Genomic DNA, 24823 nt, shown 5'->3' on the forward strand with positions numbered 1-24823 from the left:
CCCAACCGACGACGACCCCGACGCCTGCGTGGCCGCCGGCGACAGCCGCCTGCGCCGCGGCGGCCGGCTGAAGTTCTTCTACGGCCCGATGGACTGCGGCAAATCCACCCTCGCGCTGCAGATGGACTACAACCACGCCCGCCAGGGCCGCCACGGCCTGGTCCTGACCACCATCGACCGGGCCGGCCCCGGCCGGCTCAGCACCCGCATCGGCCTGGGCAAGGACGCCGTCGACGTGGCCGGCCTCGACCTGCGCGCCCTGGTGCGCGACCGGTGGGCGCGCGGCATCCGCGTGGACTACCTCATCTGCGACGAGGCGAGCTTCTACACCGTCGAGCAGATCGAGCAGCTGGCCGACCTGGTCGACAACTCCGACGTCGACGTCTACGCGTTCGGGCTGGCCACCGACTTCCGCACTGCCCTGTTCCCGGCCGCGCAGCGGCTCTTCGAGCTCGCCGACGAGGTCACCCGGGTCCAGGTCGAGGTGCTGTGCTGGTGCGGCCGGTCGGGCCTGCTCAACGCCCGGGTCGTCGACGGCGAAATCGCCCGCGAGGGCGACCAGGTCGTCATCGGCGACACCACGGCCGACGGCGAGGCCGACGCGCCCCCGGCCGACGTGCACTACCAGGTGCTGTGCCGCCGCCACCACCGCACCGGCAACCTGGGCCCCGCCGCCCGCGCCGGCGGGCAGCTGCGCCTGGTCTAATCCCCCAGCATCGACCCGAATGAGTGTCGACGTCCAGGCGGACAAGTGCGCGGACGTGGCGGACATGAAGACCGCCGCCGGCACCCGGGTCCAGCTGTACTGGTGCAGCGGCACCGACAACCAGAAGTGGTACTGGCGCTGAGGACGGCGCAGGTCAGATGGCCGGCGCCGGCTGCGGCTCGTCGCTGCGGCGGTGCGGATCGGTCCGCTCGTCGTAGCGGGTGAAGCCGGGCATCAGCGCGGCGCACGCGGCGACCGCGCCCACGCACAGCAGCCCGCCGGAGACGACCGCGCCGCGCAGCCCGACCGCGCCGGCCATCACGCCGGAGCGAAGCTGGCCGGCGGTCGGACCGATCGAGTAGGACAGCAGCTCGATGCCGGCCAGCCGGCCCCGCAGATGGTCGGGGATGGTCTGGTTCCAGATCGTGGAGCGGAACAGGCCGCTGACCATGTCGGCGCCGCCGGCCACGACGAGCAGCGCCAAGGCGGTGAAGATGTCCGGCGCCAGCCCGAAGCCGGCGATCGCGAGGCCCCACACCCCGGCGGCGACCAGCACCGCCAGCCCGTGCCGGTGCACCCGCGACGCCCAGCCGCTGGTGAGTGACACCAGCATCGCCCCGGCCGGCAGCCCCGCATACAGCAGCCCCAGCGCCCACCGCGCGTGCAGCGCGTCGGCCACGAACGGAAACAGCGCCATCGGCATGGCCAGGAACATCGCGGCGAGGTCGACGAAGTAGGTGCCCAGCAGCTCGGGGCGCGACCAGGCGTACCGAGCGCCCCGCAGGATGCCGCCGAGACTCGGCCGCTCGGCCTCCGCCGACGGCGGCACCGGCCGCAGCGCGAAGAGCAGGACGATGGAGGCGACGAAGGTGAGCACGTCCACCGCGTATGCCACCGGCACGCCGGCCGCGACGACGAGCACCCCGCCGACGGCCGGCCCGGCGATCGCCCCGACCTGCCAGCGCACCCCCTGCAGGGCGTTGGCCGCGGTCACCTCGTCGCGGGGCACCAGCCGCGGGATCAGCGCGTCCAGGGAGGGCCGCTGCAGCCCGTCGAGCGCGGCGACCGCGCCGGCCACGACGTACAGCAACCACACCGCCGGGTGCGGCAGCAGGGCGTTGACCAGCAGCGCGCCGGTGCACACCGCCATGCCGGCCTCGCACCACAGGATCACCCGCCGCCGGTCGGCCGCGTCGGCGATCGCCCCGCCCCACAGGCCGCCGAGCACCATCGGCACCAGCTCGGCGACGCCGACGACCCCGACCGCCACATAGGAGCCGGTCAGCTGCTTGAGCTGGAACGGCACCGCCACGATCGTGATGAAGCTGCCGAACATGGTGATCACGCCGCTGGCCATGAGCAGCCGGAAGTCCCGCCGCCGCAGCGGCCGGACGTCCATGCGCAGCTCCCGTAGCCGCCGTAACAGGTTCAACAAAGACGCCCCGCCCGTCGTAGGTCGGCCGGAGCGTAACGACCGGCGGCCCGCCCGGCATCCGGATTTCGCGGCCGCTGTGTAAGAAGTGGCCGCGATGGCAGCCACCTTTTACACGTGAAAAACGCGCGCGATGTGCGTCGGCGCCGCGGCGTCCTCGTCGCGCTCCTCGGGCGGGACCGTGTCGAGCCACGGCAGGTAGCGGGCCGGCGACGGGGCGGGTGCGGTCGGTTACGTGGTCGCAGGCGTGGCGTGGCACGCCGGGCTGGTGGGTCGCGAGCACCTCGCAGGTCTGGACGGCCCGCGGCACCGGGCTGTGGTGCAGGGCCGCGAACGGGATCCCGCTAACCGTCGGCCGAGCAGATCGGCCTGGCGACGGCCCCGATCGGTCAAGGACGGGGGGCGGGTCAGCGTCACCGTCGCAGGCTCCAATCCGAGCCGTCGCCGTCGGTGAGGCTCGCGTCGGACAGGGACGCGGCGACGACGACCGGCCAGTGGCCGGACGGGAACGCGGGGCCGTCGGCCAGGCGGGTCAGCAGGGCCTGCTGGGTGCGGCGGGCCCGTTCCAGCTCCAAGGTCAGCGCCCGGTCGAGGCCGTTGAGCGCGGCGATGCACTCCGTCGCCGCGGTCAGGGCCAGCGCGGCGCCCGCCGGGGCCGTCGCCGGGCTGGCCGTCGCGGCCGCGGCCGTGGCCAGCTGGGCGGTCAGGCCGGTCAGGGTGGCGCCGACCGCGGTCCAGTACGCGGCCAGGGCCACGGCCGTCTCCCGCAGCGACGCGGCCGTGCCGCCGGCGGCGTCGGCCAGGTGGAGCAGGGCCTCGTGCTGCGGAGGCAGGGCGCGCACGTACGCGTCGGCGGCCGGGCCCTGCCAGCGGTCGTCGGCGTGCAGGAAGCCGGCGGTGAAGGTGGCGGCGCGCTCGGCGGCCGGGGCGGCGACCGCGAGCCGCCAGCGCTCGCCGGCCAGCCACAGGGCGACCGGGTCGCCGGGGCGGTCGAGCATGGTGCGCAGCTGGCCGGCCACGTCGGCGGCGGCCCGCTCCAGCTCGGCGAGCGGCCGCTCCAGGGCCGTCGCGGCGGGGCCGAGGAGGCGCAGCCAGCGGTGGCAGTCGGCGACGACCCGGGCCGCGTGCCGGGCGGCGGCGTCCAGCAGCTCCTCGGCGGAGCGCAGCAGGTGACCGAAATCGTTCAGCACGGCTCACCAGATCCCGCGCAGGAGGTGGACGGCGGCGCGCTCGTCGCGCTCGTAGCCATCGGCGGCCTCGTACAGGGCCGCGGCGGTCGCGGCGCCGGTGCGGGCGGCCTCGGCGAGCAGGGTGGCGACGGTGTGGCGCAGCTCGGCGTGGACGCCGGCCAGGCCGGTCAGGTCGCCGAGGGCGGAGAACTGGCCGCCGTCCAGGGGCGGGGCGGCCGTTGCGGCGGTGGACATGGCGGCGGCCGCCGTCAGCCAGGCCGCGGCGTCGTCGCGCAGCGCCGCGATGCCGGCGGCGATGCGCTGCGGTGTGGGTGGTGCCATGTGCCGACGACATCACGGAAGGGTGCGGGCCCGGAAGAGGCAGTCGCGGGCTGTGGATAACTCAGGCGTCGTCCTTGCGCCGCCACGAGTCGACGTACACGGCGATGAGGACCAGCACGACCGCCGCGAGGCCGAGAATGATCCAGACGAATACGGCATTGCCGCCCATGCGCGAACGGTACCGAAGCCACCCGGCACGGGGCGTCGCACGCACGAGTGACAGCCGGGCTTGATACCGTCCGCTGCGATGACCGCACAATTCGTCCTGGCCAACACGCGCCTCTCGCCGGTGCCGCTGACCCCCGAGGTACACCTGCACCTGGCCGACGAGGCCATCGAGCTGTGGGAGCGGACCGAATCCGATCAGGGCGCGCAGCTCCCGCCGCCGTTCTGGGCGTTCGCGTGGGCGGGCGGGCAGGCCCTGGCACGGTACGTGCTGGACCACCCGGCGCTGCTGGCCGGGCGCGACGTGCTGGACCTGGCCGCCGGGTCGGGGCTGGTCGCGATCGCGGCGATGAAGGCCGGCGCCGCCCGGGTCACCGCCGTGGAGATCGACCCCCTCGCCATCGCCGCGATCGACATCAACACGAGGGCGAACGACGTGGCGGTGACGGCGCTGCTCGGCGACGTGCTGGAGCAGGAGCCGGACGCCGGCGTCGTCTTGGCCGGCGACGTCTTCTACAGCCGGGAGATGACCCGGCGGATGCTGGCGTACCTGCGCCGGGCCGCGGGCAAGGGCGCCACGGTGCTCGTCGGCGACCCGGGCCGGGCGTACCTGCCGAAGGACCATCTGACGCTGCTGGCCGAGTACGACGTGCCGGTGCCGCAGACCCTGGAGGACGCGCCGGTCAAGCGCACCACGGTGTGGGCGGTCAACCCGTAGATGTCGACGCCCTCGCGCATCCCGCCGCCGGGCCTGCCCGCCCTCGGCGACCTCGGCGAACACGACTTCACCGAGGCGTGGCTGGCCAACCGGCGGCTGTCGGCGCACACCCGGGCCGCGTACCGCCGCGACGTGCACCAGTACCTCGCCTGGTGCGCCGGCCGCGACCTGGACCCGCTGCGGGCGTCGTTCCTGCACGTCAACGCCTACGCCCGCGACCTGGAGTCGACCGTGGACGGCCGGACCGGGAAGGTGCTCGCCCCGGCCAGCGTCGCCCGGAAGCTCTCGGCGCTGTCGAGCTGGTACGCGTTCCTGGCGCGGCTGGAGGCGGTGAGCGCCAACCCGGTCGGCGGCGCGGACCGGCCCCGGGTCGCGCGGGACGTGTCCGCGACGGTCGGGCTCAGCGCCGGCGAGGTCGACGCGATGCTCGCCGCGGCCGGGCGCCTCGACGGGCCGACCGCGCCGCGGGACCGGGCCGTGCTCGCGCTGCTGGCCGACCTGGGGCTGCGCGTCGGCGAGGTGGTCGCCCTGGACCTCGGCGACCTGGGCGCCGAGCGGGGCCACCGCACCGTGCGGTTCACCGGCAAGGGCGGCAAGCCCCGCCGCCGGGCGCTGACCCCCGCCGTGGTGTGGGCCCTGGACGAGTACCTCGAGGTGCGCGGCGACGCGCCCGGCCCGCTGTTCGCCACCGCGACCGGCGGGCGCGTCGACCGGCACGCCGTGTTTCGGCTGGTGCGCCGCCTCGCGCGGGACGCGGGCGTGCCGGCCTGGGAGCGGCTCTCGCCGCACTCGCTGCGCCACGCGTTCGCCACTGCGGCCCGCGACGAGGGCGTGCCGCTGGAGGACGTGCAGGACGCGATGGGCCACGCCGACCCGCGCACCACCCGCCGCTACGACCGGGACCGGCACAACCTGGACCGGGACCCGGCGTACACGCTCGCCGCGGCGCGATCCAGGCGTACCAAACCCTAGATCAGCTGCGCGAAGTGCTCGTGTAGGTCCGCCGAGACGTCGGCCTGGCCGAGCCGGCGCAGGATCCACAGCGACGCCAGCAGGGCCGGTCGCTCGTCGCCGCGCTCCGCCGCCCAGGCCGCGTGCTCCAGCAGCAGCGCCGCGGTCAGCGCGTGCCCGAGCCGCAGCGCCAGCTCGCGGGCCCCGGCCACGACCCGGGGGTCGCGCGGGTCGGCGGCGGCCGTGGCCACGTCGGCGGCGAGCCGTCGGGTCGCGGCGGCGAGGGCGTCGGCGACCCCGGGCAGCCGGTGCGCGCCGGCGTCCGCGGCGGCGATGAGCCGGTGCAGCAGCGGCGCCGCACCCTCGCCGCCGGACAGGCCGCTGGACAGGGCGCGCAGCACGTCGACGGACAGCACGTTGGTGGTGCCCTCCCAGATGGGCAGCACCTGGGCGTCGCGCAGCAGCCGGGGGATGCCGGTGTCCTCGACGTAGCCGGCGCCGCCGAAGCACTCGAGGTATTCGCTGGCGGAGGCGACCGCGAGCCGTCCGGTGGTGAGCTTGGCCAGCGGCGCGGCGAGACGCAGCTCCGCGGCCGCGGCGGCGTCGCCGTGCTCGGCCCGGCCCAGCAGCGCGAAGGCGTGCATGGCGAGGGCGAACGCGCCGGCGGCGTCGACGGCGAGGCCGCCGAGGGTGGCGCGGTGCAGCGGGTTGTCGGCCAGCCGGCCGTCGGCGATCGTGCGCTCGGCGGCGTAGCTCAGCGCGTATTCCAGGCCGCGGCGCATCCCGCCGGCCGCCGCGGCGGCGTTGTGCAGCCGGGTGACCACGACCAGCGTCATCATCGTGGCGAGGCCGGGCGCGCCCGGGTCGGCGAGCGGGAACGCGGCGACGTCGTCGAGGCGGACCTCCCCCGTCGGCACGGCGCGGGTGCCGAGCTTGTCCTTGAGGCGCAGCACCTGCAGGCCGGGGGCGGGCGTGCGGCCGTCGGCGGCGTACCGCGGTACCAGAAACGGGACCAGGTTGCGACTGCCGGGACCGGCGCCCTCCGGCCGGGCCAGCGCGACGGCCATCGCCGAGTCGATCGCGGAGCAGAACCACTTGTCGCCGGTGAGCAGCCAGCCGCCGCGGCCGTCGGGCCGGGCGGTGGTGGTGGACCGGGCGATGTCGGAGCCGCCCTGCGACTCGGTCATCCACTGCCCGGAGGTGACCGCGACGGCCGGGTCGGTGCAGACCAGCTTCGCGAGCCATGCACCCTGCACGCCGGCCTGGGTCAGCAGGGCGGCGGCGCCGTCGGCCATCGCGACCGGGCACGAGAACGTCGCCGACTCGGGGCCCCACAGGTGCAGCAGCGCGTGCTGGACGACCCGTGCGCCCGGGCCCCACGCGGCGCGGGCATCCGATTGGTACGGCAACGCGACGACGGCGTGCCGCGCGGCCGCGGCCCGCTGCGCCTGCCACCCGGCCGAGGTGTCGACGCGCTCGACGCGGTTGCCCCACGCGTCGAAGCGGGTCAGCGTGGGCGGGTGCGTCTCCGCGTCGTGGTGCGCGGCCCGCAGCGGCCCCATGACCTCGGCGGACAGGTCGGCCAGGCGCTCCTTGGCGGCGGCGTGCCCGTCCTCGCCCAGCAGCCGGTCGAGCCAGCCGCGCAGCTGCGGGTCGGCGGTGTACGGGTCGCGCAGCGACGGCCCGGTCTGCACGAATCGCGTCATGCCACACACGTTACCGCCCGGTACGGCGACGATACTTGACCCCGTGACCCTCCACATCGACACGGCCCAGCGCCGGGCGCGGCTGGCCTGGCGGCACGGCCTGGCCGGCCCGACGCCGCCCGGCAATGGCCCCGAGGACGTCGCGGCCGACCTGGTCGCGCTACACGCCACCGACCCGGCCACGGTGCACCTGTCGGTCGCCGCCCGCCTGCACACACCGCTGGTCGCGACCGTGGAGGACGCCCTGTACGAGCGGCGTAGCCTGCTGCGGATGCTCGGGATGCGCCGCACGATGTTCGTCGTGCCGGTCGGCTTCGCCGCGGTCGTGCAGGCCGGCGCCACCCGAGCGGTCGCCGCCGAGCAGCGCCGGCTGCTGCTGCGCCACCTCGCCGAGTCCGGCGTCGGCGACGCGGCGTGGCTGGCCGACGTGGAGGAGTCGACGTACGAGGCGCTGCGCCGCCGGGGCAACGCCACCGCCGCCCAGCTGGCCGCCGACGAGCCGCGGCTGCGCAGTCTCATGGTGTTCCCGCAGGGCAACCAGTACGTCACCAGCCGGCTGTTGCTCCTGCTCGCCGCCGACGGGCGCATCGTGCGCGGCCGGCCGGTCGGCACGTGGATCAGCAGCCAGTACGCCTGGTCGTGCCTGCCGGACTGGCTGCCCGAGCCGCTGCCGGAGCTCGACCCGGCGCATGCGCGCACCGAGCTGGCCCGGGCGTGGCTGGCCCGTTACGGCCCCGGCACCGCCGCCGACCTCAAGTGGTGGAGCGGCTGGACGATGACGCACACCCGGGCCGCGCTGCGCGCCCTGGAGGCGGTCGAGGTGACCCTGGACGGCGGCGAGACCGGCTTCGTGCTGCCCGGCGACACCGACCCGGTCCCCGACCCCGGGCCGTGGGTGGCCCTGCTGCCGAGCCTCGACCCGACGGTCATGGGGTTTCAGAGCCGGATGTGGTACCTCGGGAGCCATGCGCCCGCCCTGTTCGACCGCACCGGCAACGCCGGCCCGACGGTGTGGGCCGGCGGGCGCATCGTCGGCGTGTGGGCGCAGCGCCCGACCGGCCAGGTGGCCGTCGAGCTGGTGGAGGAGGTGCCCGCGGCCACGCGCCGGGCCGTGGACCGCGCCGCGAAGGAGCTGGAGGGCTGGCTGGGCGAGGCCCGGGTCACCCCGCGCTTCCGCGCACCGCTCGAGAAGGAACTTGCCGAGTCACGGTGAACTCCCGGGGACCGAGACGGACCAAAACTGTCAGACCCACTGGGTACGGTCGTCCGCGTGACAGTGGTCTTCTGGATGGTGGCCGGCCTGACTGCGGCGTTCACCGCCGTGCGGGCCCTCGGCGTCGAGCGGGGGACGCCGATGGTGCAGCTCGTGACGTACACCCCCTATGCCGCCGTCGGCGGGCTCGCGGCCGGCGGGATCCTGCTCGCCGCCGGCGCCAAGGCGCCCGGGCTGGTCTGCCTGGCCTGCGGCCTCGTGCTCGCCGCGCTGGTCGCGCCGCGGCTGGTGCCGCGCCGGGCGGCCGGCGAGGGGGTGCGGCTGCGGGTGATGGCGGCCAACCTGCTCTTCGGCCGCGGCGGCACGGCGGCGCTGGTCGAGCAGGTGAAGGTCGACGACATCGACGTCCTCGCGGTGCAGGAGCTCACCGCCGAGGGCCTGGCCGCCCTGGAGGAGGCCGGGATCGACGCGCTGCTGCCGCACCGGGTGGTCGGCCCGGCACCGGGCGGCGCGGGCGCCGGGCTGTTCAGCCGGCACCCGATCGACGGGCCGGGGGTGCGCACCCTCGACCCGCAGCCGATGACCCAGGCGTGGGCCACGGTGCTCGTGCCCGGCGCCGGCCCGGTCGCGGTCGAGTCCGCGCACCCCTATCCGCCGCGTCCGGGGCACGTCGGCGTCTGGGCGGCCAACCTCGCCGATCAGCCCGTGCCGCAGGCCGACGGCCCGCCGCGGGTGCTGCTCGGCGACTTCAACGCCACGCTCGACCACGCGTCGCTGCGCCGCCTGCTGCGGGCCGGCTACCGCGACGCGGCCGCGGTCCGCGGCCGGGGTCTGCGGGCGACCTGGCCCTATCGCACCGTGACGCTGCCGTTCTGGACGCCGCCGGTGACGCTCGACCACGTGCTGGCCGACCGGCGCATCGGGGTGCGCGAGTTCAACACCCGGCCGACGCCGAACAGCGACCACCGCGCCGTCGTCGCGGAGCTGATCCTCCAACCCTCCGCGGCGTAGCGTGTCCGTCGTCGGCGGGCCTGGTCGCGGTGCTGGTGGAGGTGGGATTCCGGGCGCAGGTCGACCCCGCGCCCGGAGGGTTCATCCAGGGTGTTGCTAGGCTCACGACGGTTCGGTGAGCGTGCTGGAGTCCGACCCATCACGCTCCCGGCTTTCCTCTTCCGCCAGCGCCCGCTCGAGCAGATCGAGGTGGCGGCGCCACAGGCGGCGATAGGGCGCCAGCCATGCGTCGATCTCGGCGAGCGGTTCTGGGCGCAGCTCGTAGAAGCGGCGCTGCGCCTCGGTCCGCACGCGCACCAGCCCGGCCTCCCGCAGCACCCGCAGGTGCTTCGAGGTGCCGGGCTGGGTGAGGCCGAGCCGCTCGGTCAGCGCGCCTACCGGCTGCGGGCCGTCCAGCAGCGCGTCGAGGATGCGCCGGCGGGTCGGCTCGGCGAGGACTTCGAAGGGCGCCACCACCCCCCGAAGTTTATATTCCCACCACGGCATGCAGGGAGTCCGGCAGCGAACCCGGGTGCAGGATGCCGAGCCGCTGCGTGGCCCGCGTCAGCGCCACGTACAGATCGTTGGCGCCGCGCGGCGACTCCTCCACGATCCGCTCCGGGTCCACGACGATCACGTCGTCGAACTCCAGGCCCTTCGCCTGCTTGACGGTCAGCACGACGACCCGCGCGGTGAGGTCCGGCTGCTCGCCGAGCGCGGTGTCGGGGGCCACTTTGCGCACATGCGGTACCAAATCCTCGAAAAGCCCCGCGGGAAGGATGACCCCCAGGCGGCCGTCGCCGGCCTCCTCCGCCTCCCGCTCGACCGCCTCGGCCAGGGCGTCGGCGAGGCGGGCCGGGGCGACGCCGCGCACCCACGGCTCGACGCCGGCCTCGCGGACCGACCGGGGTGGCTGGATGTCCGGGTCGATCCCGGCGAGCACGCCGGCGGCCACCGACATGATCTCGGCCGGGGTGCGGTAGTTGACGGTGAGCTCGCGCAGCCGCCACCGGTCCCCGACGTACGGGGCGAGGGCCTGCGACCACGACGATGCGCCCGCCAGGTCGCCGGTCTGGGCGACGTCGCCGACGACGGTCATCGAGCGGCTCGGGCAGCGGCGCATCAGCAGTCGCCACGCCATCGCGGACAGCTCCTGCGCCTCGTCGACGATGACGTGCCCGAACGCCCACTTACGGTCGGCGGCGGCGCGCTCGGCCGGCGTGAGCGCCTCGCCGTCGTCCTGACGCTCGGCCAGGCGGTCGGCCTCGAGCAGGTCGGTGACGGACAGCAGCTCCGGGTCGTCCTCGTCCTCCACGTCGATGGACCGGGAGCCGAACGCGATCTCCAGCGCCCCCTCGGCGTATGCGATCAAGCTGGTTCGGCGGCGCTCGGCCAGGATCTCCAGCACGGTCTCGTCCTCGCCGAGCAGCTCGGCCGCCTCGTCCAGCAGCGGCACGTCGGCCGGGGTCCAGCCCTCCTTCGGGGAGCGCTTCAACCGCGGGTCGGCGCCGGCGGCGGCCAGCCGCTTGTCGGCGGCGAACAGCCCGGCGACCAGCTGCTGCGGGGTGAGGATCGGCCACAGCCAGTCCAGCGCGCCAAGGACCTCGGCCTCGCCGCGCAGCTCGCGGCGGATCTCGGCCAGGTCGGCCTCGTCCAGCAGCTGCGCGTCGCCGGGGGCGTCGTCCTCGCCGAGCGGGTCGTCGGCGTACGGGTCCAGGCCGATGGTGTCGGCGACGAGCAACGACAGCGCGTGGATGATCTCGGTGTCGAACGTCGGTCGGGCCAGGTTGTGCAGCTTGCCGCAGCGGCGGGCACGCTCGCGGGCATCCTCGATCACCTCCGGCTCGAGGATGATCTCGCCGCCGTCGAGCAGGTCGAGGTGCAGGGTGATCGGCTCGTCGGGCACGCGCTGCCGGTCGCGGACCGCGGCGGCGAGCACCTCGACCATCTCCGCCCGGCCCTTGATCGCGGCGATCTCGGCGGGCTCCTCGCGGTGCGCGACGACGCCCGGGAACAGGTCGCCCATCGTGCCCAGCAGCACGCCGGTCTCCGCCAGCGAGGGCAGGACCTGGGAGATGTACCGCAGGAACGTCGCGTTGGGCCCCACGATGAGCACGACCCGCGAGGAGAGCATCTGCCGGTGGGTGTACAGCAGGTAGGCGGCCCGGTGCAGCGCCACCGCGGTCTTGCCGGTGCCGGGCCCGCCCTGCACGACCAGCATCCCGCCCAGGTCGGCCCGGATGACGTGGTCCTGCTCGGCCTGGATCGTCTCGACGATGTCACGCATCCGGCCGGTGCGCGACGCGGTGAGCGCCGACAGCAGCGCCGCCTCGCCGGTCACCCCGTCGTGAGCGCCGCGGCCGGTGCCGTGCGCCTCGTTGAGGTCGAGCACCTCGTCGTCGAGGCCGGTGACGGTGCGCCGGGCGGTGCGGATGTGCCGGCGGCGGCGCACCCCGTCCGGCGCGGCGGCCGTGGCCAGGTAGAAGGGCCGGCTCGCCGGGGCCCGCCAGTCGATCAGCAGCGGCTCGTAGTCGTTCTCTTCGTCGAAGATCCCGATCCGGCCGATGTACCGCTGCTCGTCGTCGGTGAAGTCGAGCCGGCCGAAGCACAGGCCGTTTTCCACGGCGCTGTACTGCGCCAGCCGGTCGGTGTACAGCGCGGTCGCCGAGTCCCGGTGCGAACGCTCCGCCGGCGTGCCCCCGGTCTGCAGCAGCGCCTTCGTCAGCTGCCCCGAGGCCTCCTCACGCAGGGTGTCGAGGTGCTCGTAGAGCGTGTCCAGGTGCCCCTGTTCCTCGACGATGTCGGCTGTGTCGGATGAGTTTGACAATCCGTCTCCAGTCGGCTAACATTCCACTTAGTCAGGCGCCTGTGGGCGTCTTTTTTATTGCCTGAACGCTCTACGATAACCGCTGGCGGGCCTCCTGTGCGAATCGACGCGGCACGGCACGCCGCCCGCCTCGGTTTGGCATACGAGGGCCCGTGCGCCGGCGGCGAGATCGGCGCGGGCTACGTCCGCTGGCCCGACGGCCGCCGCGGCGTGCTCGGCGAGGGCAACCCCGCCTCCGCGCCGCTCGTCGCGATCGCCCGCGCGGCCGGCATCCCCGCCCCGAGCTACGACCTCGTCGACGGCGGCGTGATCGTCCAGTCACTCCTGCCCGGCCGCCCGCCCGCCGGGATCGACCGACGCCTGGTCGACGAGATGTCCGCGGTCAGCCGGCGCTGCGCGGGCCTGTTGCGGTCCGCCGAGGTCCCGCCGCTGCACTTGTACCTCCACGAGCCCGGCCCCGGCTTCTGCCTGCACGCCCCGCTGGCGTCGCACTCGCCGCGCTCGGCCGCGCTGCTGTCCTCGATCCGCGCCGTACCGCTGCGCACCCTGCCCGGCGACGACCTGGTCCACCTCGACTTCCACCCGGGCAACGTGCTCGTCTCGCCCGCAGGCGAGATCACCGGCGTGGTCGACTGGGACGGCGCGGGCCGCGGCAACCGCGCCTTCGACCTGGTCACGCTCCTGTTCTGTGTACGCCGCCAGGCCCCCGCCCTGGCCTCGGTCCTCGTCGCGCAGGCCGTCGACCTGGCCGGGCCCGAGGTGCTGCGGGCGTGCTGGGCGCACATGAGCCTGCGCCAGGTCGACTGGTCGATCCGGTTTCACGCCCCGTCGGATGTCACCGCGTGGCTCACGGTCGCGGAGAACCCACCCGCGGCTCTGTTCTGACCTCCGCCTCCTGCGGTCGCAGTGGCCGGGTGGCGCCGGCGATCAGTACGGCGACGCCCTGGAGCGCGGCGACGACGAGCAGGGCCCGCAGGACGGTGACGTGGTCGCCGATCATCCCGATCAGCGGCGGGCCGGCGAAGGAGGCCAGCTTGCCGAGGGTCGACACGACGGTGACCCGGGCGGCGGCGTGCCGGGGGTCGTCCGCGCCGGCGCTCATGCCGACCGGGTACCCGAAGGCGGTACCGACGCCCCACAGCAGCGCGCCGATGAGGGCGACGATCAGGTTCGGGCCGAAGATGAACAGCAGCAGGCCGGCGATCGTGACGATTCCCAGGCAGCGCAGGACGGCGACCCGGCCGTAGCGGTCGAGCAGGCCGCCCCCGAACCAGCGCACCGCGGTCGTCGCGGCCAGGTAGACGGCGTATCCGAGGCTGCCGATCGCGGCGGCGGCGCCGTGACCGTCGATGAGCGCGACGCCGATCCAGTCGCCGGCCGCGCCCTCGCCGAACGCGAACGCGAGCACGAACAGCCCGATGAGGACGGTCCGGGGTTCCCGCCACGCCCGCAGCGCACCTCGGCGTCCCGCAGAGACCGGGTCGGGCTGCTCGGGCTGCTCGGGCAGGTAACCGCGGGCGGCCACCGGCACGGCGATCATCACCAGGAGCGCGACACCCGTCAGGTGGGCGGCGACCGGAACATGCAGCGCGACTAGGGCCGCGGCCAGGGCCGCGCCGACGACGGTGCCGGCCGCGAACGCGGCGTGGAACCGCGGCATGATCGAGCGGCCGAGCCGGCGCTCGACCTCGGCGCCCTGGACGTTCATCGCGACGTCCCACACCGATACGGTGAAGCCGATCACCAGCAGCCCGGCGACCAGGACCGCCAGCCCGGCCACGTCGCCGAACCCTGTGATGGCGAGACCGACCCCGGCCAGGACTCCGGCGGCGCTCACCGTCCTGCGCTGACCGAAGCGGGTGAGGATCGGACCGCTCAGCGGCCGGGACACCAGCGAGCCGGCCGCGGCGCCGAGCAGCACCCAACCGAGCTGCGCGGGCTGCAGATGGAGGTGATCACGGAGTTGCGGGATCCGCGCGACCCAGCTGGCGAGCAGGAGCCCGCACACGGCGAACACGACGTAGGTCGCCCGGGCGGCGGCGTGGAGCGGGTGGGACATGCCCGCACGCTAGGGGCGAGAGCGCTTTCAGGAAAAGGACGGGGGTTGACCGGTGCTCTCCCGCAATACCAGCTCGACCGGGAACCGCTGCCGATAGCCCGCCGGAACCTCGCCGTCCAGCAGCAGCCGGGTCGCGGCGGCCGCCATCTCCTCCACGGGCACGCGCACCGTGCTCAACGGCGGATTCGAGCACACCGCGGCCAGGCTGTCGTCGAATCCCACGACGCTGACGTCCTGCGGCACGCGCCGGCCGCCGGCGGTGATCGCCTGGACCGCACCGGCGGCCATCAGGTCGCACGCCACGAACATCGCATCGATGTCGGGACGCTGGTCCAGCAGCCGGCGCGCCGCGTCGAACCCGTTCTCGCGCACGAAGTCCCCGCCGTCGGCGCCGATGTCCTCCAGGCCCAGCCGCCGCACGGCACGCATGTAGCCGGTGCGCCGGTCGACGGCACAGGTGCTCGCGTCGGGCCCGTGGATCGCGGCGATCCGGCGACGACCCAGCCGGTACAGCTGCTCGACGGCCGCGTACGCGCCGCCGACGTTGTCCACCTCCACCGCCGGCACCGACGCCGCCGTCGCCACCACCGAAACCGCCCGCCGGCACCGCCGATGGAACCGCGCGGCCAGGGCCGGCGTGATGTTGGTCAGCACCGCACCCACCGTGGCGTTCGCCGCGATCGCGTCGACCGCCTCGGCCGCGCCCGCCTCGCCCACCGCGTGGACCCGCAGTTGCACGTCCACGCTCTCCAGCACCAACATCATGCCCGCCAGGACGCGGCTGTAGTACGGATGCGCGCCGAGCCACCCGCTGGCCGGACTGTACGTGACGGCGACGACGTCCACGGCCCGCCGACGCCCGGACGCCAGCGCCCGCGCGGTCTGGTTGGGCATGTAGCCCAACTCGACCACCGCCTCATGCACCCGCGCACGCAACTGCCCGGACGCGCCGGGCACGTTGTTGATCACCCGAGACACGGTCGCGCGGGACACACCGGCCGCTCGCGCAACGTCCTCGATGGTTGGCTTTGATCTGCTCATTCCGGAACTCGCACTTCCACCACGCCGCGCAGAAGGTGCCACGGCACGTGAACGGTACGGCCGAGAGCGCTCTCAACAGAACCCCTTGCCCTCGCCGGCCGTTGCGCGGTTCGCCGGCCCGCTGGCTAGCGGCGCCCTCCGAGGTGGCACCCGAGAGTGATTCCGTGCGCACTCTATGCTTCTGCAGGCCGGGCGGACATCGACCGGAAGAGGTACCGACCGCGGGTATCTATGCTGGGTGACATGGCCGCCACGCTCACGCCGGACCTGTCGTTCCTGCTGGATCACACCAGTCACGTGCTGCGCACCCGGATGACTGCGGCGCTGGCCGAGATCGGGCTGACGCCGCGGATGCACTGCGTGCTCGTGCACGCACTCGGCGAGGAGCGCACCCAGATTCAGTTGGCCGAGATCGGCGGCATGGACAAGACCACGATGGTGGTGACCGTCGACGCGCTGGAGAAGGCCGGCTACGCACAGCGACGCCCGTCGAGCACCGACCGCCGAGCGCGGATCATCGCCGTCACCCCGGAGGGTGCCGAGATGGCCGCCCGCAGTCAGGAGATCGCCGATTCGGTACACGCCGCGGTCCTCGACGCGCTGCCGGAGGACGAGCGGGGAGTGCTCGTGCGCGCGCTGACCCGGCTGGCGCAGGGCCACCTGGCCAATCCGGTCGAGGCGCAGGGCGTACGCCGCGCAAGGCAGTAAGGGCATTCCGAGTCCTGGGCGCACATGACCGCCGGGCGCACGTACCGCATCACTCCCCCTGCGTGCCACCCGCCAACTCGGCGACGATGTCGATGTGGCCGGTGTGCCTGGCGTACTCCTGCAGCAGGTGGAACAGGACCCGCTCCAGTGGCGCCGGGTCGGCGCCGTCCCACCGCGGCCCGGGCGCACCGAGTGTGTCGAGGTCGCTACCCGTGATGATGGCGCGGGTGATCTCGCCCTGCTGACGCAGCTGCTCGCTGAGCGTGTCGAGGGTCTCGCCCGGCGCGACGTACCAGCGGTCGTCGCGCCGATCACCCCACGGCTCCGGAACGTCGCGGCCCGCGAAGCCCCATTCCAGCCAGCGCAGCTCGACATACCGAAGGTGTTTGAGCAGCTCGAGCGGGGTCCATCCGGATGGCAGCGAGCTGTGGCCGAGCGCTTCCGCCGGCAGCGACGCGACGCGTTGCAGCAGCGTTTCGCGGAAGTAGTCCAGGTAGCGCAGGAAGACCTCGGCCCGCCCGGCGGCGGGCACGGTCGGTTCGGGAAATGTCACAGCTCTCCATCCCGGCAAAGATAGTTCCGTAGTAGACGATCTGCTACGGTCGGACCCATGAGACAGAACCGATGGTTCGCCCTCGCCATCCTCGCCACCGGCATGCTCATGGTCATTCTCGACGGGAGCATCGTCACCGTCGCGATGCCCGTCATGCAGCGCGACCTCGGCTTCACGCCGGAGGGACTGACGTGGGTCATCAACGCGTACCTGATCGCGTTCGGCAGTCTGCTCCTGCTCGCAGGCCGGCTCGGCGACCTGCTGGGCCGCAAGCGCGTGCTGATCGCCGGCACCGGCGTCTTCATCGCCGCATCCGTGCTCGCCGGCCTCGCCGCCGGCCCCGCGACGCTCATCGCGGCCCGCTTCCTGCAGGGCGCCGGCAGCGCGATGTTCAGCGCCGTCAGCCTCGGCATCCTCGTCACGCTCTTCCCCGACCAGCGCGAACGGGCCCGCGCGATCGGCGTGTTCTCGTTCACCGGCGCGGCCGGCGCCTCGCTCGGCCAGGTTCTCGGCGGCGTCCTCACCGACGCGCTGAGCTGGCACTGGATCTTCCTGGTCAACGTACCCATCGGCGTCGCCACGCTGGCGCTCGCGGTGCCGTACCTGCCCGCCGATCCCGGTCTGGGCCTGCGCGCCGGCGCCGACGCGCTCGGCGCACTCCTGGTCACCGCGGGTCTCATGACCGGCATCTACGCGGTCGTACAGACCAGCGGTAGCCGACTGCTCACCGCTGGTGCCGCCGCCGCACTGCTGGCCGGGTTCGTGCTGCGGCAGGCCACCGCGAAGACGCCCCTCATGCCGCTGCGGGTACTGCGCTCCCGCCAGGTCTCCGGCGCCAACGCCCTGCAGATCCTCATGGTCGGCGCGATGTTCTCGTTCCAGATCCTCATGGCCCTGTACATGCAGCGAGTCCTGCACTACACCGCGCTGCGGACCGGCCTGGCCATGCTGCCCGCCGCGCTCGCGATCGCCACGGTGTCGCTCGGCGTGTCCGCCCGGCTCATCCACCGCTTCGGCGAACGCGCCGTGCTCATCGCCGGCCTCGTGCTGCTGACCGGCGCGCTCGGCTGGCTCACCCGGCTGCCGGCCGACGCCCGGTACGCCACCGATCTACTCCCGGTAATGCTGCTCATCGCCGGCGGCGGCCTGGCGCTGCCCGCGATCACCGGCCTGGGCATGTCCGGCGCCCGCCCCGACGATGCCGGTCTCGCATCGGGCCTGTTCAACACCACTCAGCAGCTCGGCATGGCGATCGGCGTCGCCGCGCTGTCCACCGTGGCCGCCACGCGCACCACCGGCCGCCTGAACGCCGGCGCCGCCGAGGCGGTCGCGCTCACCGACGGTTACCGCCTGGCCTTCACCATCGGCGCCGCCCTGCTGGCACTCTCGATCGCCGGCGCGGTGTTCGTGCTGCGTCCCGCCCCCGCAGGTGTACGGCAGGAGCCGCCAACCGCGCTGCCCGAGCCCGCGCCGGCATCACACCGGCGGAAGTCGGCTTCTCCTCAGCAGCAGCAGCCCGCGCGTGCGGCAGCCCGGCGCGAGTTGGATTCCGCGCCCCAGGAATAGATCGGCGAGCGTTGGACCCTACGCCGCCGTTGCCCGCGCGTGCGGCAGGCCGACCAAAGTTCGGCGTCTACGTCACAGGAGTCGGCGCTCGATTCGTGCACCGCAACCGAGGGTGCGGACATCGCTACGTCCGGCGGCTTGCTCGATATCGACGCTGGCGAAGGGAATGCTGCCACGCCCGGTGACGAGCTGGTCACCTGTTCGTCCGGCGGCGGCGCGGCGCCCGGCGTGGGTACCGAGGTGGCCTCCGGCTGAATTCTCAGGCGCGTCTGCGAGACTGTCGCGCATGCTGCAGCGGGTCGGGGGCGCGTTCGGGGCGTCCGTGGTGTCGGCGTTGATGGTGCCGGCAGTGGTGTTGTCGGCGGCGGTCGTGGCGTTCGGGTCACCGGCGGTGGCGAAGGAGCCGAATCCATCGGCGAGTGCTTCGGGGGCCGCGAATCCGAACCTCGGACCCGCCATCAGCGGTACCGAGATGTGCACGATCAGCGACCCGCAGGTGACCGAGGTGTCCGGCCTGGTCGCGACCGCGGACGGTTACGCAGTCATCAACGACAGCAACAGCGACCGATCCCGGGAGAAGATCTTCTTCCTCGACGAGCAGTGCCGGCTGATCCGCAGCGTGGGGTACCCCAGCAGCGCGTTCGACCCGGAGGACCTGGCTGTTGCCAAGGACGGGACGCTGTGGGTCGCCGACGTCGGGGACAACACCACGCTGACCGGCGGCTCCGGCAACCGCCGCTCGTCGATCGCGCTGTGGAGCCTGGCGCCCGGTGCGAACACCCCGGTCATCCATCGCCTGGCGTACCCCGACGGTCGCGCCCGCGACGCCGAGGCCCTGCTCATCGACGGTGAAGGCCGCCCGATCATCATCACCAAGGACCCGATCGGCGAGGTGTACACGCTGACGCAGCCGCTGCCGGCCAACAACGCCAATCCGGCGCCGCTGACCCGCGCCGGGTCGTTCAAGCCCCAGGCGACGGGCACCCCGAACCCCTACGGCATCGTCGGCACTGCGGTCGTCACCGGCGCCGCGATGAGCCCCGACGGCACGCGCGCGGTGGTGCGCACGATGTCCGACGCGTACGAGTTCGACGTGATCGACGGTGATGTCATCGCTGCGATCACGACGGGTACGCCGCGGATCACACCCCTGCCGAGCGAGCCCCAGGGCGAGGCGATCGCCTTCACGCGCGACGGCGCGTATTACCTGACCGCGTCGGACCAGCCGAAGGCGAGCTCGATTCTGCGGTACACCCCGCATCAGCCCCCGGCCCCGCCCTCGGCGACCCCGGTCGTCCAGGCCGAGACCCCGAAGGCGGCGAACCGCTCGTTCCTGGACAGCCTGTCCCTGCAGGACATCACGCGAATCGTGATGGGCATCGGCCTGCTGGGCGTGCTGATGATCGTTATCGGCGTGGTCGCGGTGATCCGATCCCGTCGTCGCCGGCGCGCCCTGCTCGCCGCCGTCGAGCCGGAGCCCATCGAAGACGCCCCGACTCCGCTGCCCGCCATGGCCGCGGCCATGGCGTCGGCGTCGGTGTCGGCCGCAGGTACGTCCTCGACAGACGGGGGCGCAACGCAGACCGGGCCCGGCGGGAATTCCTCCAAGGAGGCAGGAACCCCGCCGCCTGCGAAGGGTTCGAAGAAGGCCAGGACCTCGTCGTCGACGTCTTCGGCCTCGCTGGACGACGATACGGCGTCGACCGAGTCCTGATCGAAGACCAGCCCAGCCGGATGTGCGCGCCGGGGATGCGCCGCTTGAGCACGGACCCGGCCGCGCCCGCCTGCAGCGCGGCGAACACGATCCGCTACGCCGGGACGATTACCGAATTATCGGCATTACCGATTACCGGCAATCCGGCAATCGGTAATAGAGGTGGGCGCGATCACCCCCGCACGTCACCCGGCGCGCGCTGGGCACCCAGAGGCGAACTTGTACGATCGTACAAGTTCAGCAATCTGGGAGGTTCCGGTGGGGTACGTGTACCTGCTCCTGGCGATCGCGGTCGAGGTGGTCGGGACCAGCCTGCTCAAGGCGACCGCCGGCTTCACGAAGTTCTGGCCCACGACCTGGGTGCTGATCGCGTACGCGCTGGCGTTCCTGTTCATGGCGCAGTCGGTGAAGGTGGTGCCGGTCGGGGTCGCGTACGCGATGTGGTCAGGGCTCGGCACCGCCGCGATCGTCGCGATCGGTGCCATGTTCCTCGGCGAGCCGCTGAGCCTGCTCAAGGTGGCCGGCGTGGGCCTCGTGATTGCGGGTGTCGTGGTGCTGAACCTGGACGGTGCGCATTGAGCATGGGAAGAGAGCGCCCGCTGATCGCCGCAGGAGCGCTGATCGCCCTGGGAGCACAGAACGCCGCGCAGGACGGCGGGGCGCAGGGGTGGCGGGACCGGATTGTTTTGATCACCAAACCCGCAGGCCCTGGCGACCGTCCGGTAGGGCCGGCGAGCAGTCTGGCGGGCCCGGGGAGCAATCCGGCGGGCCCCGGCGATCGTCCGGTAGGGCCGAGGAACAGTCCGGCAAGCCCTGGCGATCGTCCGGCGGGTCCGGGGAGCAATCCGGCGGGCCACGGCGATCGTCCCGTAAGGCCGGGGAGCAGCTCGGCAGGGCGCGGCGCGGCGCGATGAGCGCGCGGCGGGATCCTGAGGGGCGTAAGCGGGCGCTCGCCGCGGCGGTCGTCGAGGTGGTGGCCGAGGTCGGTGTCGGGCGGACCACGCACCGGATGGTCGCGGCGCGGGCGGGGGTGCCGCTGGGCGCCACCACGTACTACTTCCCGACCCTCGGGGATCTCATCGCGGCCGGCCTGGCGTTGGTGAGCGACTCGATCGCCTGCGACCTCGACGCCTGGCGTGAAGCAATTTACGGCAATGCGGCAATGCCGGTTTCCGGCGATACCGGGGCGCGGGAGGACGCGGCGGGGGCGTTGAGCCGGCTTGTCGGGGAGTACGTCGCGGATCAGCCCAAGGCGCTGCTCGAGTACGAGCTGTATCTCGCCGCGGCGCGGGCGCCGGCGCTGCGGCCCCTTGCCCGGGCCTGGCTCGACGGGGTGCATGAGCTGCTCGCGCCCGTCATGGGGGATGCCGGGGCCCGGGCGGTCAGTGCGCTCATCGACGGGGCGATGCTCCAGGCCGTGGTCACCGGCGATCCGATCGACCCGGCCGGTCTCGCGGCGGCGATCCGCTGCCTCACACCGGACGCGCACCCGAGCGGAGACCACGAAGACGGGCAACGCGAGCACGAGCAGAGGGCACGGAGACCGGAAGAAAGCGAGCCGGGACGAGGGGCCTGAACCAGCAATGGGGGCGGTCCCCCGAAGAGAGAACCGCCCCGGTGGCGCTAAATGAAGGTCTCGCCGCGGTCGACCTTGGTCAGCAGGAGGGGCGGTGGGGTGAAGCGGTCGCCGTAGCGCTCGGACAGCTCGCGGGCGCGGGCTATGAAGCCGGGCAGGCCGCCGTCGTACTGGTTGATGTACTGCAGGACCCCGCCCGTCCAGCCGGGGAAGCCGATGCCCAGGATCGAGCCTACGTTCGCGTCGGCCACGGAGGTCAGGACGCCCTCGTCCAGGCATTTTACTGACTCGATGGCCTCGGCGAAGAGCATCCGCTCCCGCATGTCGGTGAACGGTACGCCGGCGTCCGGGCGCTGGAAGTGTTCGCGTAGGCCGGGCCACAGGGCGGTGCGCTTGCCCTCAAGGTAGTCGTAGAAGCCGGCGCCGCCCGAGCGGCCGGGGCGGGCGAACTCGTCGACCATGCGGTCGAGCAGGGTGTCGGCGGGGCTGGGGGTCCAGGTGCCGCCGGCGGCGACGGTCGCGGCCGCCGTCGCGTTTCGGATCTTCTGGGGCAGGGTGAGGGTGAGTTCGTCGAGGAGCTGCAGTACCGGCGCGGGATAGCCGGCCTGCAGGCTCGCCTGCTCGATCGACGGCGCGGCCACGCCCTCGGCGAGCATGCGCAGCGCCTCCATCGTGAACGTGCCGATGACCCGGCTGGTGAAGAACCCGCGGCTGTCGTTGACCACGATCGGGGTCTTCTTCAGCAGGCGTACCACGGCCAGGGCCTTGTCGAGGGCGTCGTCCGAGGTCTCGGCGCCGCGGATCACCTCGACCAAGGGCATCTTGTCGACGGGCGAGAAGAAGTGCAGGCCCACGAACGCGTCGCGGCGGCGTACGCCCTCGGCGAGCAGCGTGATCGGCAGGGTGGACGTGTTGGTGCACAGCAGCGCGCCGGGCGCGACCACGTCCTCGATCTCGGCGAACACCTTGTGTTTGAGGCCGGGGTCCTCGAACACGGCCTCGATGACGAGGTCGGCGCCGGCCAGGTCGGCGACCTCGGCGGTGGGCGTGATCCGGTCCAGCAGCGCCTGGTCGTGGCGGCGCGACTCGGCGTAGGCCTTGCCGTGCTGCGCGGCCTCGAGCGTGACGTCCTTGAGCACGACGTCGAGGCCGGCCTTGGCGCAGACGTACGCGATGGCGGCGCCCATCATGCCGGCGCCGAGGACGGCGACCTTGCCGAACGTGACCGAGGCGGAGCCGCGGGCGTTGGCGGCCTGGAGGTCGAAGAAGAACGCCTTGATCATGTTCTTGGCGATCTGGCCGGTGGCGAGCTCGACGAAGTACCGGCCCTCGATGGTGAACGCGGTGGCCAGGTCGACCTGGGCGCCTTCGACGGCGGCGCACAGGATGTTGCGGGGCGCCGGGTACGGGGCGCCCTTGAGCTCCTTGCGCAGCGTCGCGGGGAAGGCGGGCAGGTTCGCGGCGAGCGCCGGGGTGCTCGGGGTGCCGCCGGGGATCTTGTACCCCGGGACGTCCCACGGCTGCACCGCGCCGGGATTCGCGGCAATCCAGTCGCGCGCCCGGGAGATGAGCTCCTCGGCCGGCACGACCGAGTGGACGAGCCCGACCTGCAGCGCCTTCGCGGGGCGGTGCCGCTGGCCCCTGAGCAGGACCTGCATGAGCCCCTCGACGATGCCGAGCATCCGCACGGTGCGCACCACGCCGCCGGCGCCGGGCAGCAGCCCGAGGGTGACCTCGGGGAAGCCGATCTCGATGCGGGCGTCGTCGGCGACGATGCGGTGGTGGCAGGCCAGGGCGAGCTCGAGCCCGCCGCCGAGCGCGGAGCCGTTGATCGCGGCGACGACGGGCCGGCCGAGGGTCTCCAGGCGGCGCAGCAGGTCCTTCATGAACGTGGTGGACCGCATGAGGGCGGCGGCCTCGTCGGGGCCGATGCCGCCGAGCAGGTCGAGGTCGCCGCCGGCGAAGAAGGTCTTCTTCGCGGAGGTGAGGATGACGCCGGTGATGTCGTCCTTCTCGGCGTACAGCCGGTCGACCGTGGCGGCGAGGGCCTCGGTGAACGCGGCGTTCATGGTGTTGGCGGGGCGGGCCGGGTCGTCCATCGTGAGCAGTACGACGCCGTCCTCGCCGCGCTCGTAGCGGATGATGTCCACGTTGCTCCCCCGGTTCACAGTCGCTCGACGATCGTCGCGATGCCCATGCCGCCGCCCACGCACATGGTGGCCAGCCCGTACCGCTCGCCGCGGCGTTCCAGCTCGTCGACGAGCGTGCCGAGCAGCATGCCGCCGGTGGCGCCGAGCGGGTGGCCCATGGCGATGGCGCCGCCGTTGACGTTGACCTGCTCCAGGTCGAAGCCCATGTCGCGGGCGAAGTGCAGCACGACGGCGGCGAACGCCTCGTTCATCTCGACCAGCGCGATGTCCTCGACGCTCAGCCCGGCCTTGTCGAGGGCCTTGCGGCTGGCCGGGGCGGGGCCGGTGAGCATGATGAGCGGGTCGGCGCCGCTGACGGCGGCCGAGACGATCCGGGCGCGCGGGGTGAGGCCGAAGGCGTTGCCGGCCGCCTCGCTGCCGACGAGGACCAGCGAGGCGCCGTCGACGATGCCGGAGGAGTTGCCGGCGGTGTGCACGTGGTCGATGCGCTCCACCCAGTGGTACCGCTGCAGGGCCACGGCGTCGAAGCCGCCCAGGTCACCGATGGTGGCGAACGAGGCGGGCAGCGCGCCGAGGCCCTCCATCGTCGAGGTGCGGATGTGCTCGTCGCGATCGAGCACGACGAGGCCGTTGCGGTCGCGGACCGGCACGACGGAGCGGGTGAAGTACCCGCCGGCCCACGCCTTGGCGGCCCGGGTCTGCGACTCCAGGGCGTAGGCGTCGACGTCCTCGCGGCTGTAGCCGTCCATGGTCGCGATGAGGTCGGCGCCGATGCCCTGCGGCACGAAGCTCGTGGCCAGGTTGGTCTCGGGGTCCATCGCCCAGGCGCCGCCGTCGGAGCCCATCGCGACGCGGGACATGGACTCGACGCCGCCGGCGAGGACGACGTCCTCCCAGCCGGCCCGGATCTTCTGCGCGGCGATGTTCACCGCCTCCAGGCCGGAGGCGCAGAACCGGTTCAGCTGTACCCCGGCGGCGGTCTCGCCCAGGCCGGCGGCGATGGCGGCGATCCTGGCGATGTCGGAACCCTGGTCGCCGATCGGCGAGACCACGCCGAGGACCACGTCGTCGATCCGGGCGGGATCGAGGCCGGGGTTGCGCCGGCGCAGCTCGTCGATCAGCCCGACGACCAGCGAGATGGGTTTGACGCCGTGCAGCGAGCCGTTCTGCTTGCCCCGGCCGCGAGGCGTGCGGATGGCGTCGAAAACGAAAGCTTCAGTGCCCACCTACTGAAGAG

General features: G+C 73.5%; 23 protein-coding genes. 12 read left to right on the top strand and 11 right to left on the bottom strand.

Annotation, left to right across the window (positions count from 1 at the left end):
- The first annotated feature begins 28 nt into the window (after positions 1–28).
- On the top strand, positions 29–706 hold the full coding sequence (locus tag ACGFI8_RS19265) for a thymidine kinase (protein ID WP_392806903.1): 678 nt from the start codon (positions 29–31) through the stop codon (positions 704–706).
- Between the two features lie 19 nt (positions 707–725).
- On the top strand, positions 726–848 hold the full coding sequence (locus ACGFI8_RS19270; protein WP_392806567.1) for a hypothetical protein: 123 nt from the start codon (positions 726–728) through the stop codon (positions 846–848).
- A 12-nt stretch (positions 849–860) separates the two neighbouring features.
- Here ACGFI8_RS19270 and ACGFI8_RS19275 read toward each other — a convergent pair whose 3' ends face one another.
- The 3 genes from ACGFI8_RS19275 to ACGFI8_RS19285 form a co-directional block, all read right to left on the bottom strand.
- Complete coding sequence (locus tag ACGFI8_RS19275) at positions 861–2105, bottom strand: MFS transporter (protein ID WP_392806568.1); 1245 nt, start codon at positions 2103–2105, stop codon at positions 861–863.
- A 446-nt stretch (positions 2106–2551) separates the two neighbouring features.
- Positions 2552–3328: a hypothetical protein gene (locus tag ACGFI8_RS19280; RefSeq protein ID WP_392806570.1), complete on the bottom strand. Its 777-nt coding sequence runs from the start codon at positions 3326–3328 to the stop codon at positions 2552–2554.
- A gap of 3 nt (positions 3329–3331) precedes the next feature.
- Positions 3332–3649: a hypothetical protein gene (locus ACGFI8_RS19285; RefSeq protein ID WP_392806572.1), complete on the bottom strand. Its 318-nt coding sequence runs from the start codon at positions 3647–3649 to the stop codon at positions 3332–3334.
- A gap of 247 nt (positions 3650–3896) precedes the next feature.
- Here ACGFI8_RS19285 and ACGFI8_RS19290 point away from each other — a divergent pair, with 247 nt between their 5' ends.
- Both ACGFI8_RS19290 and ACGFI8_RS19295 read left to right on the top strand, forming a co-directional pair.
- A complete protein-coding gene (locus ACGFI8_RS19290; RefSeq protein WP_392806574.1) occupies positions 3897–4532 on the top strand; it encodes a class I SAM-dependent methyltransferase in 636 nt (211 codons plus the stop codon).
- Entirely contained in the window at positions 4533–5504 is a 972-nt protein-coding gene (locus ACGFI8_RS19295) for a tyrosine-type recombinase/integrase (protein ID WP_392806575.1), read from the top strand.
- On the opposite strand, the gene ACGFI8_RS19300 is transcribed toward ACGFI8_RS19295, so the two are convergent.
- Complete coding sequence (locus ACGFI8_RS19300; protein WP_392806576.1) at positions 5501–7189, bottom strand: acyl-CoA dehydrogenase family protein; 1689 nt, start codon at positions 7187–7189, stop codon at positions 5501–5503. The genes ACGFI8_RS19295 and ACGFI8_RS19300 overlap by 4 nt on opposite strands.
- Positions 7190–7232: 43 nt before the next feature.
- Here ACGFI8_RS19300 and ACGFI8_RS19305 point away from each other — a divergent pair, with 43 nt between their 5' ends.
- Both ACGFI8_RS19305 and ACGFI8_RS19310 read left to right on the top strand, forming a co-directional pair.
- Positions 7233–8402, top strand: coding sequence for a winged helix DNA-binding domain-containing protein (locus ACGFI8_RS19305; protein ID WP_392806578.1), 1170 nt, complete (start codon positions 7233–7235; stop codon positions 8400–8402).
- 57 nt (positions 8403–8459) lie between these two features.
- Positions 8460–9413: an endonuclease/exonuclease/phosphatase family protein gene (locus ACGFI8_RS19310; protein ID WP_392806580.1), complete on the top strand. Its 954-nt coding sequence runs from the start codon at positions 8460–8462 to the stop codon at positions 9411–9413.
- Positions 9414–9515: 102 nt separating this feature from the next.
- Here ACGFI8_RS19310 and ACGFI8_RS19315 read toward each other — a convergent pair whose 3' ends face one another.
- Both ACGFI8_RS19315 and ACGFI8_RS19320 read right to left on the bottom strand, forming a co-directional pair.
- Positions 9516–9869, bottom strand: coding sequence for an ArsR/SmtB family transcription factor (locus ACGFI8_RS19315; RefSeq protein WP_392806582.1), 354 nt, complete (start codon positions 9867–9869; stop codon positions 9516–9518).
- 10 nt (positions 9870–9879) lie between these two features.
- Positions 9880–12219, bottom strand: coding sequence for a HelD family protein (locus ACGFI8_RS19320; RefSeq protein WP_392806583.1), 2340 nt, complete (start codon positions 12217–12219; stop codon positions 9880–9882).
- A gap of 96 nt (positions 12220–12315) precedes the next feature.
- Here ACGFI8_RS19320 and ACGFI8_RS19325 point away from each other — a divergent pair, with 96 nt between their 5' ends.
- Positions 12316–13104 (top strand): aminoglycoside phosphotransferase family protein, encoded by a 789-nt coding sequence (locus ACGFI8_RS19325; RefSeq protein WP_392806585.1) that lies wholly within the window; start codon positions 12316–12318, stop codon positions 13102–13104.
- Here the strand turns inward: ACGFI8_RS19325 and ACGFI8_RS19330 are convergent.
- Entirely contained in the window at positions 13067–14278 is a 1212-nt protein-coding gene (locus ACGFI8_RS19330; protein ID WP_392806587.1) for an MFS transporter, read from the bottom strand. The two genes, ACGFI8_RS19325 and ACGFI8_RS19330, sit on opposite strands and share 38 nt — an antisense overlap.
- Before the next feature lie 27 nt (positions 14279–14305).
- A complete protein-coding gene (locus ACGFI8_RS19335; RefSeq protein WP_392806589.1) occupies positions 14306–15319 on the bottom strand; it encodes a LacI family DNA-binding transcriptional regulator in 1014 nt (337 codons plus the stop codon).
- A gap of 243 nt (positions 15320–15562) precedes the next feature.
- On the opposite strand from ACGFI8_RS19335, the gene ACGFI8_RS19340 reads away from it, so the two are divergent.
- Positions 15563–16027, top strand: a complete 465-nt coding sequence (locus ACGFI8_RS19340) for a MarR family winged helix-turn-helix transcriptional regulator (RefSeq protein WP_392806591.1) — start codon at positions 15563–15565, stop codon at positions 16025–16027.
- 49 nt (positions 16028–16076) lie between these two features.
- On the opposite strand, the gene ACGFI8_RS19345 is transcribed toward ACGFI8_RS19340, so the two are convergent.
- Positions 16077–16580, bottom strand: a complete 504-nt coding sequence (locus tag ACGFI8_RS19345) for a DUF664 domain-containing protein (RefSeq protein ID WP_392806593.1) — start codon at positions 16578–16580, stop codon at positions 16077–16079.
- 57 nt (positions 16581–16637) lie between these two features.
- On the opposite strand from ACGFI8_RS19345, the gene ACGFI8_RS19350 reads away from it, so the two are divergent.
- The 4 genes from ACGFI8_RS19350 to ACGFI8_RS19365 all read left to right on the top strand — a co-directional run bounded on the left by ACGFI8_RS19350 (position 16638) and on the right by ACGFI8_RS19365 (position 21436).
- On the top strand, positions 16638–18146 hold the full coding sequence (locus ACGFI8_RS19350; protein ID WP_392806595.1) for an MFS transporter: 1509 nt from the start codon (positions 16638–16640) through the stop codon (positions 18144–18146).
- Positions 18147–18432: 286 nt separating this feature from the next.
- Positions 18433–19860: a hypothetical protein gene (locus tag ACGFI8_RS19355; protein ID WP_392806597.1), complete on the top strand. Its 1428-nt coding sequence runs from the start codon at positions 18433–18435 to the stop codon at positions 19858–19860.
- 258 nt (positions 19861–20118) lie between these two features.
- Positions 20119–20439 (top strand): DMT family transporter, encoded by a 321-nt coding sequence (locus ACGFI8_RS19360; RefSeq protein ID WP_392806599.1) that lies wholly within the window; start codon positions 20119–20121, stop codon positions 20437–20439.
- A 331-nt stretch (positions 20440–20770) separates the two neighbouring features.
- Positions 20771–21436: a TetR/AcrR family transcriptional regulator gene (locus tag ACGFI8_RS19365; protein WP_392806600.1), complete on the top strand. Its 666-nt coding sequence runs from the start codon at positions 20771–20773 to the stop codon at positions 21434–21436.
- A 47-nt stretch (positions 21437–21483) separates the two neighbouring features.
- On the opposite strand, the gene ACGFI8_RS19370 is transcribed toward ACGFI8_RS19365, so the two are convergent.
- Together ACGFI8_RS19370 and ACGFI8_RS19375 are read right to left on the bottom strand one after the other, a co-directional pair.
- A complete protein-coding gene (locus tag ACGFI8_RS19370) occupies positions 21484–23580 on the bottom strand; it encodes a 3-hydroxyacyl-CoA dehydrogenase NAD-binding domain-containing protein (RefSeq protein WP_392806904.1) in 2097 nt (698 codons plus the stop codon).
- A 20-nt stretch (positions 23581–23600) separates the two neighbouring features.
- Positions 23601–24812, bottom strand: coding sequence for an acetyl-CoA C-acetyltransferase (locus ACGFI8_RS19375; RefSeq protein ID WP_392806601.1), 1212 nt, complete (start codon positions 24810–24812; stop codon positions 23601–23603).
- Positions 24813–24823 lie beyond the last annotated feature (11 nt).

Source organism: Dactylosporangium sp. NPDC048998 (assembly GCF_043197855.1).
Taxonomy (GTDB): Bacteria; Actinomycetota; Actinomycetes; order Mycobacteriales; family Micromonosporaceae; genus Dactylosporangium.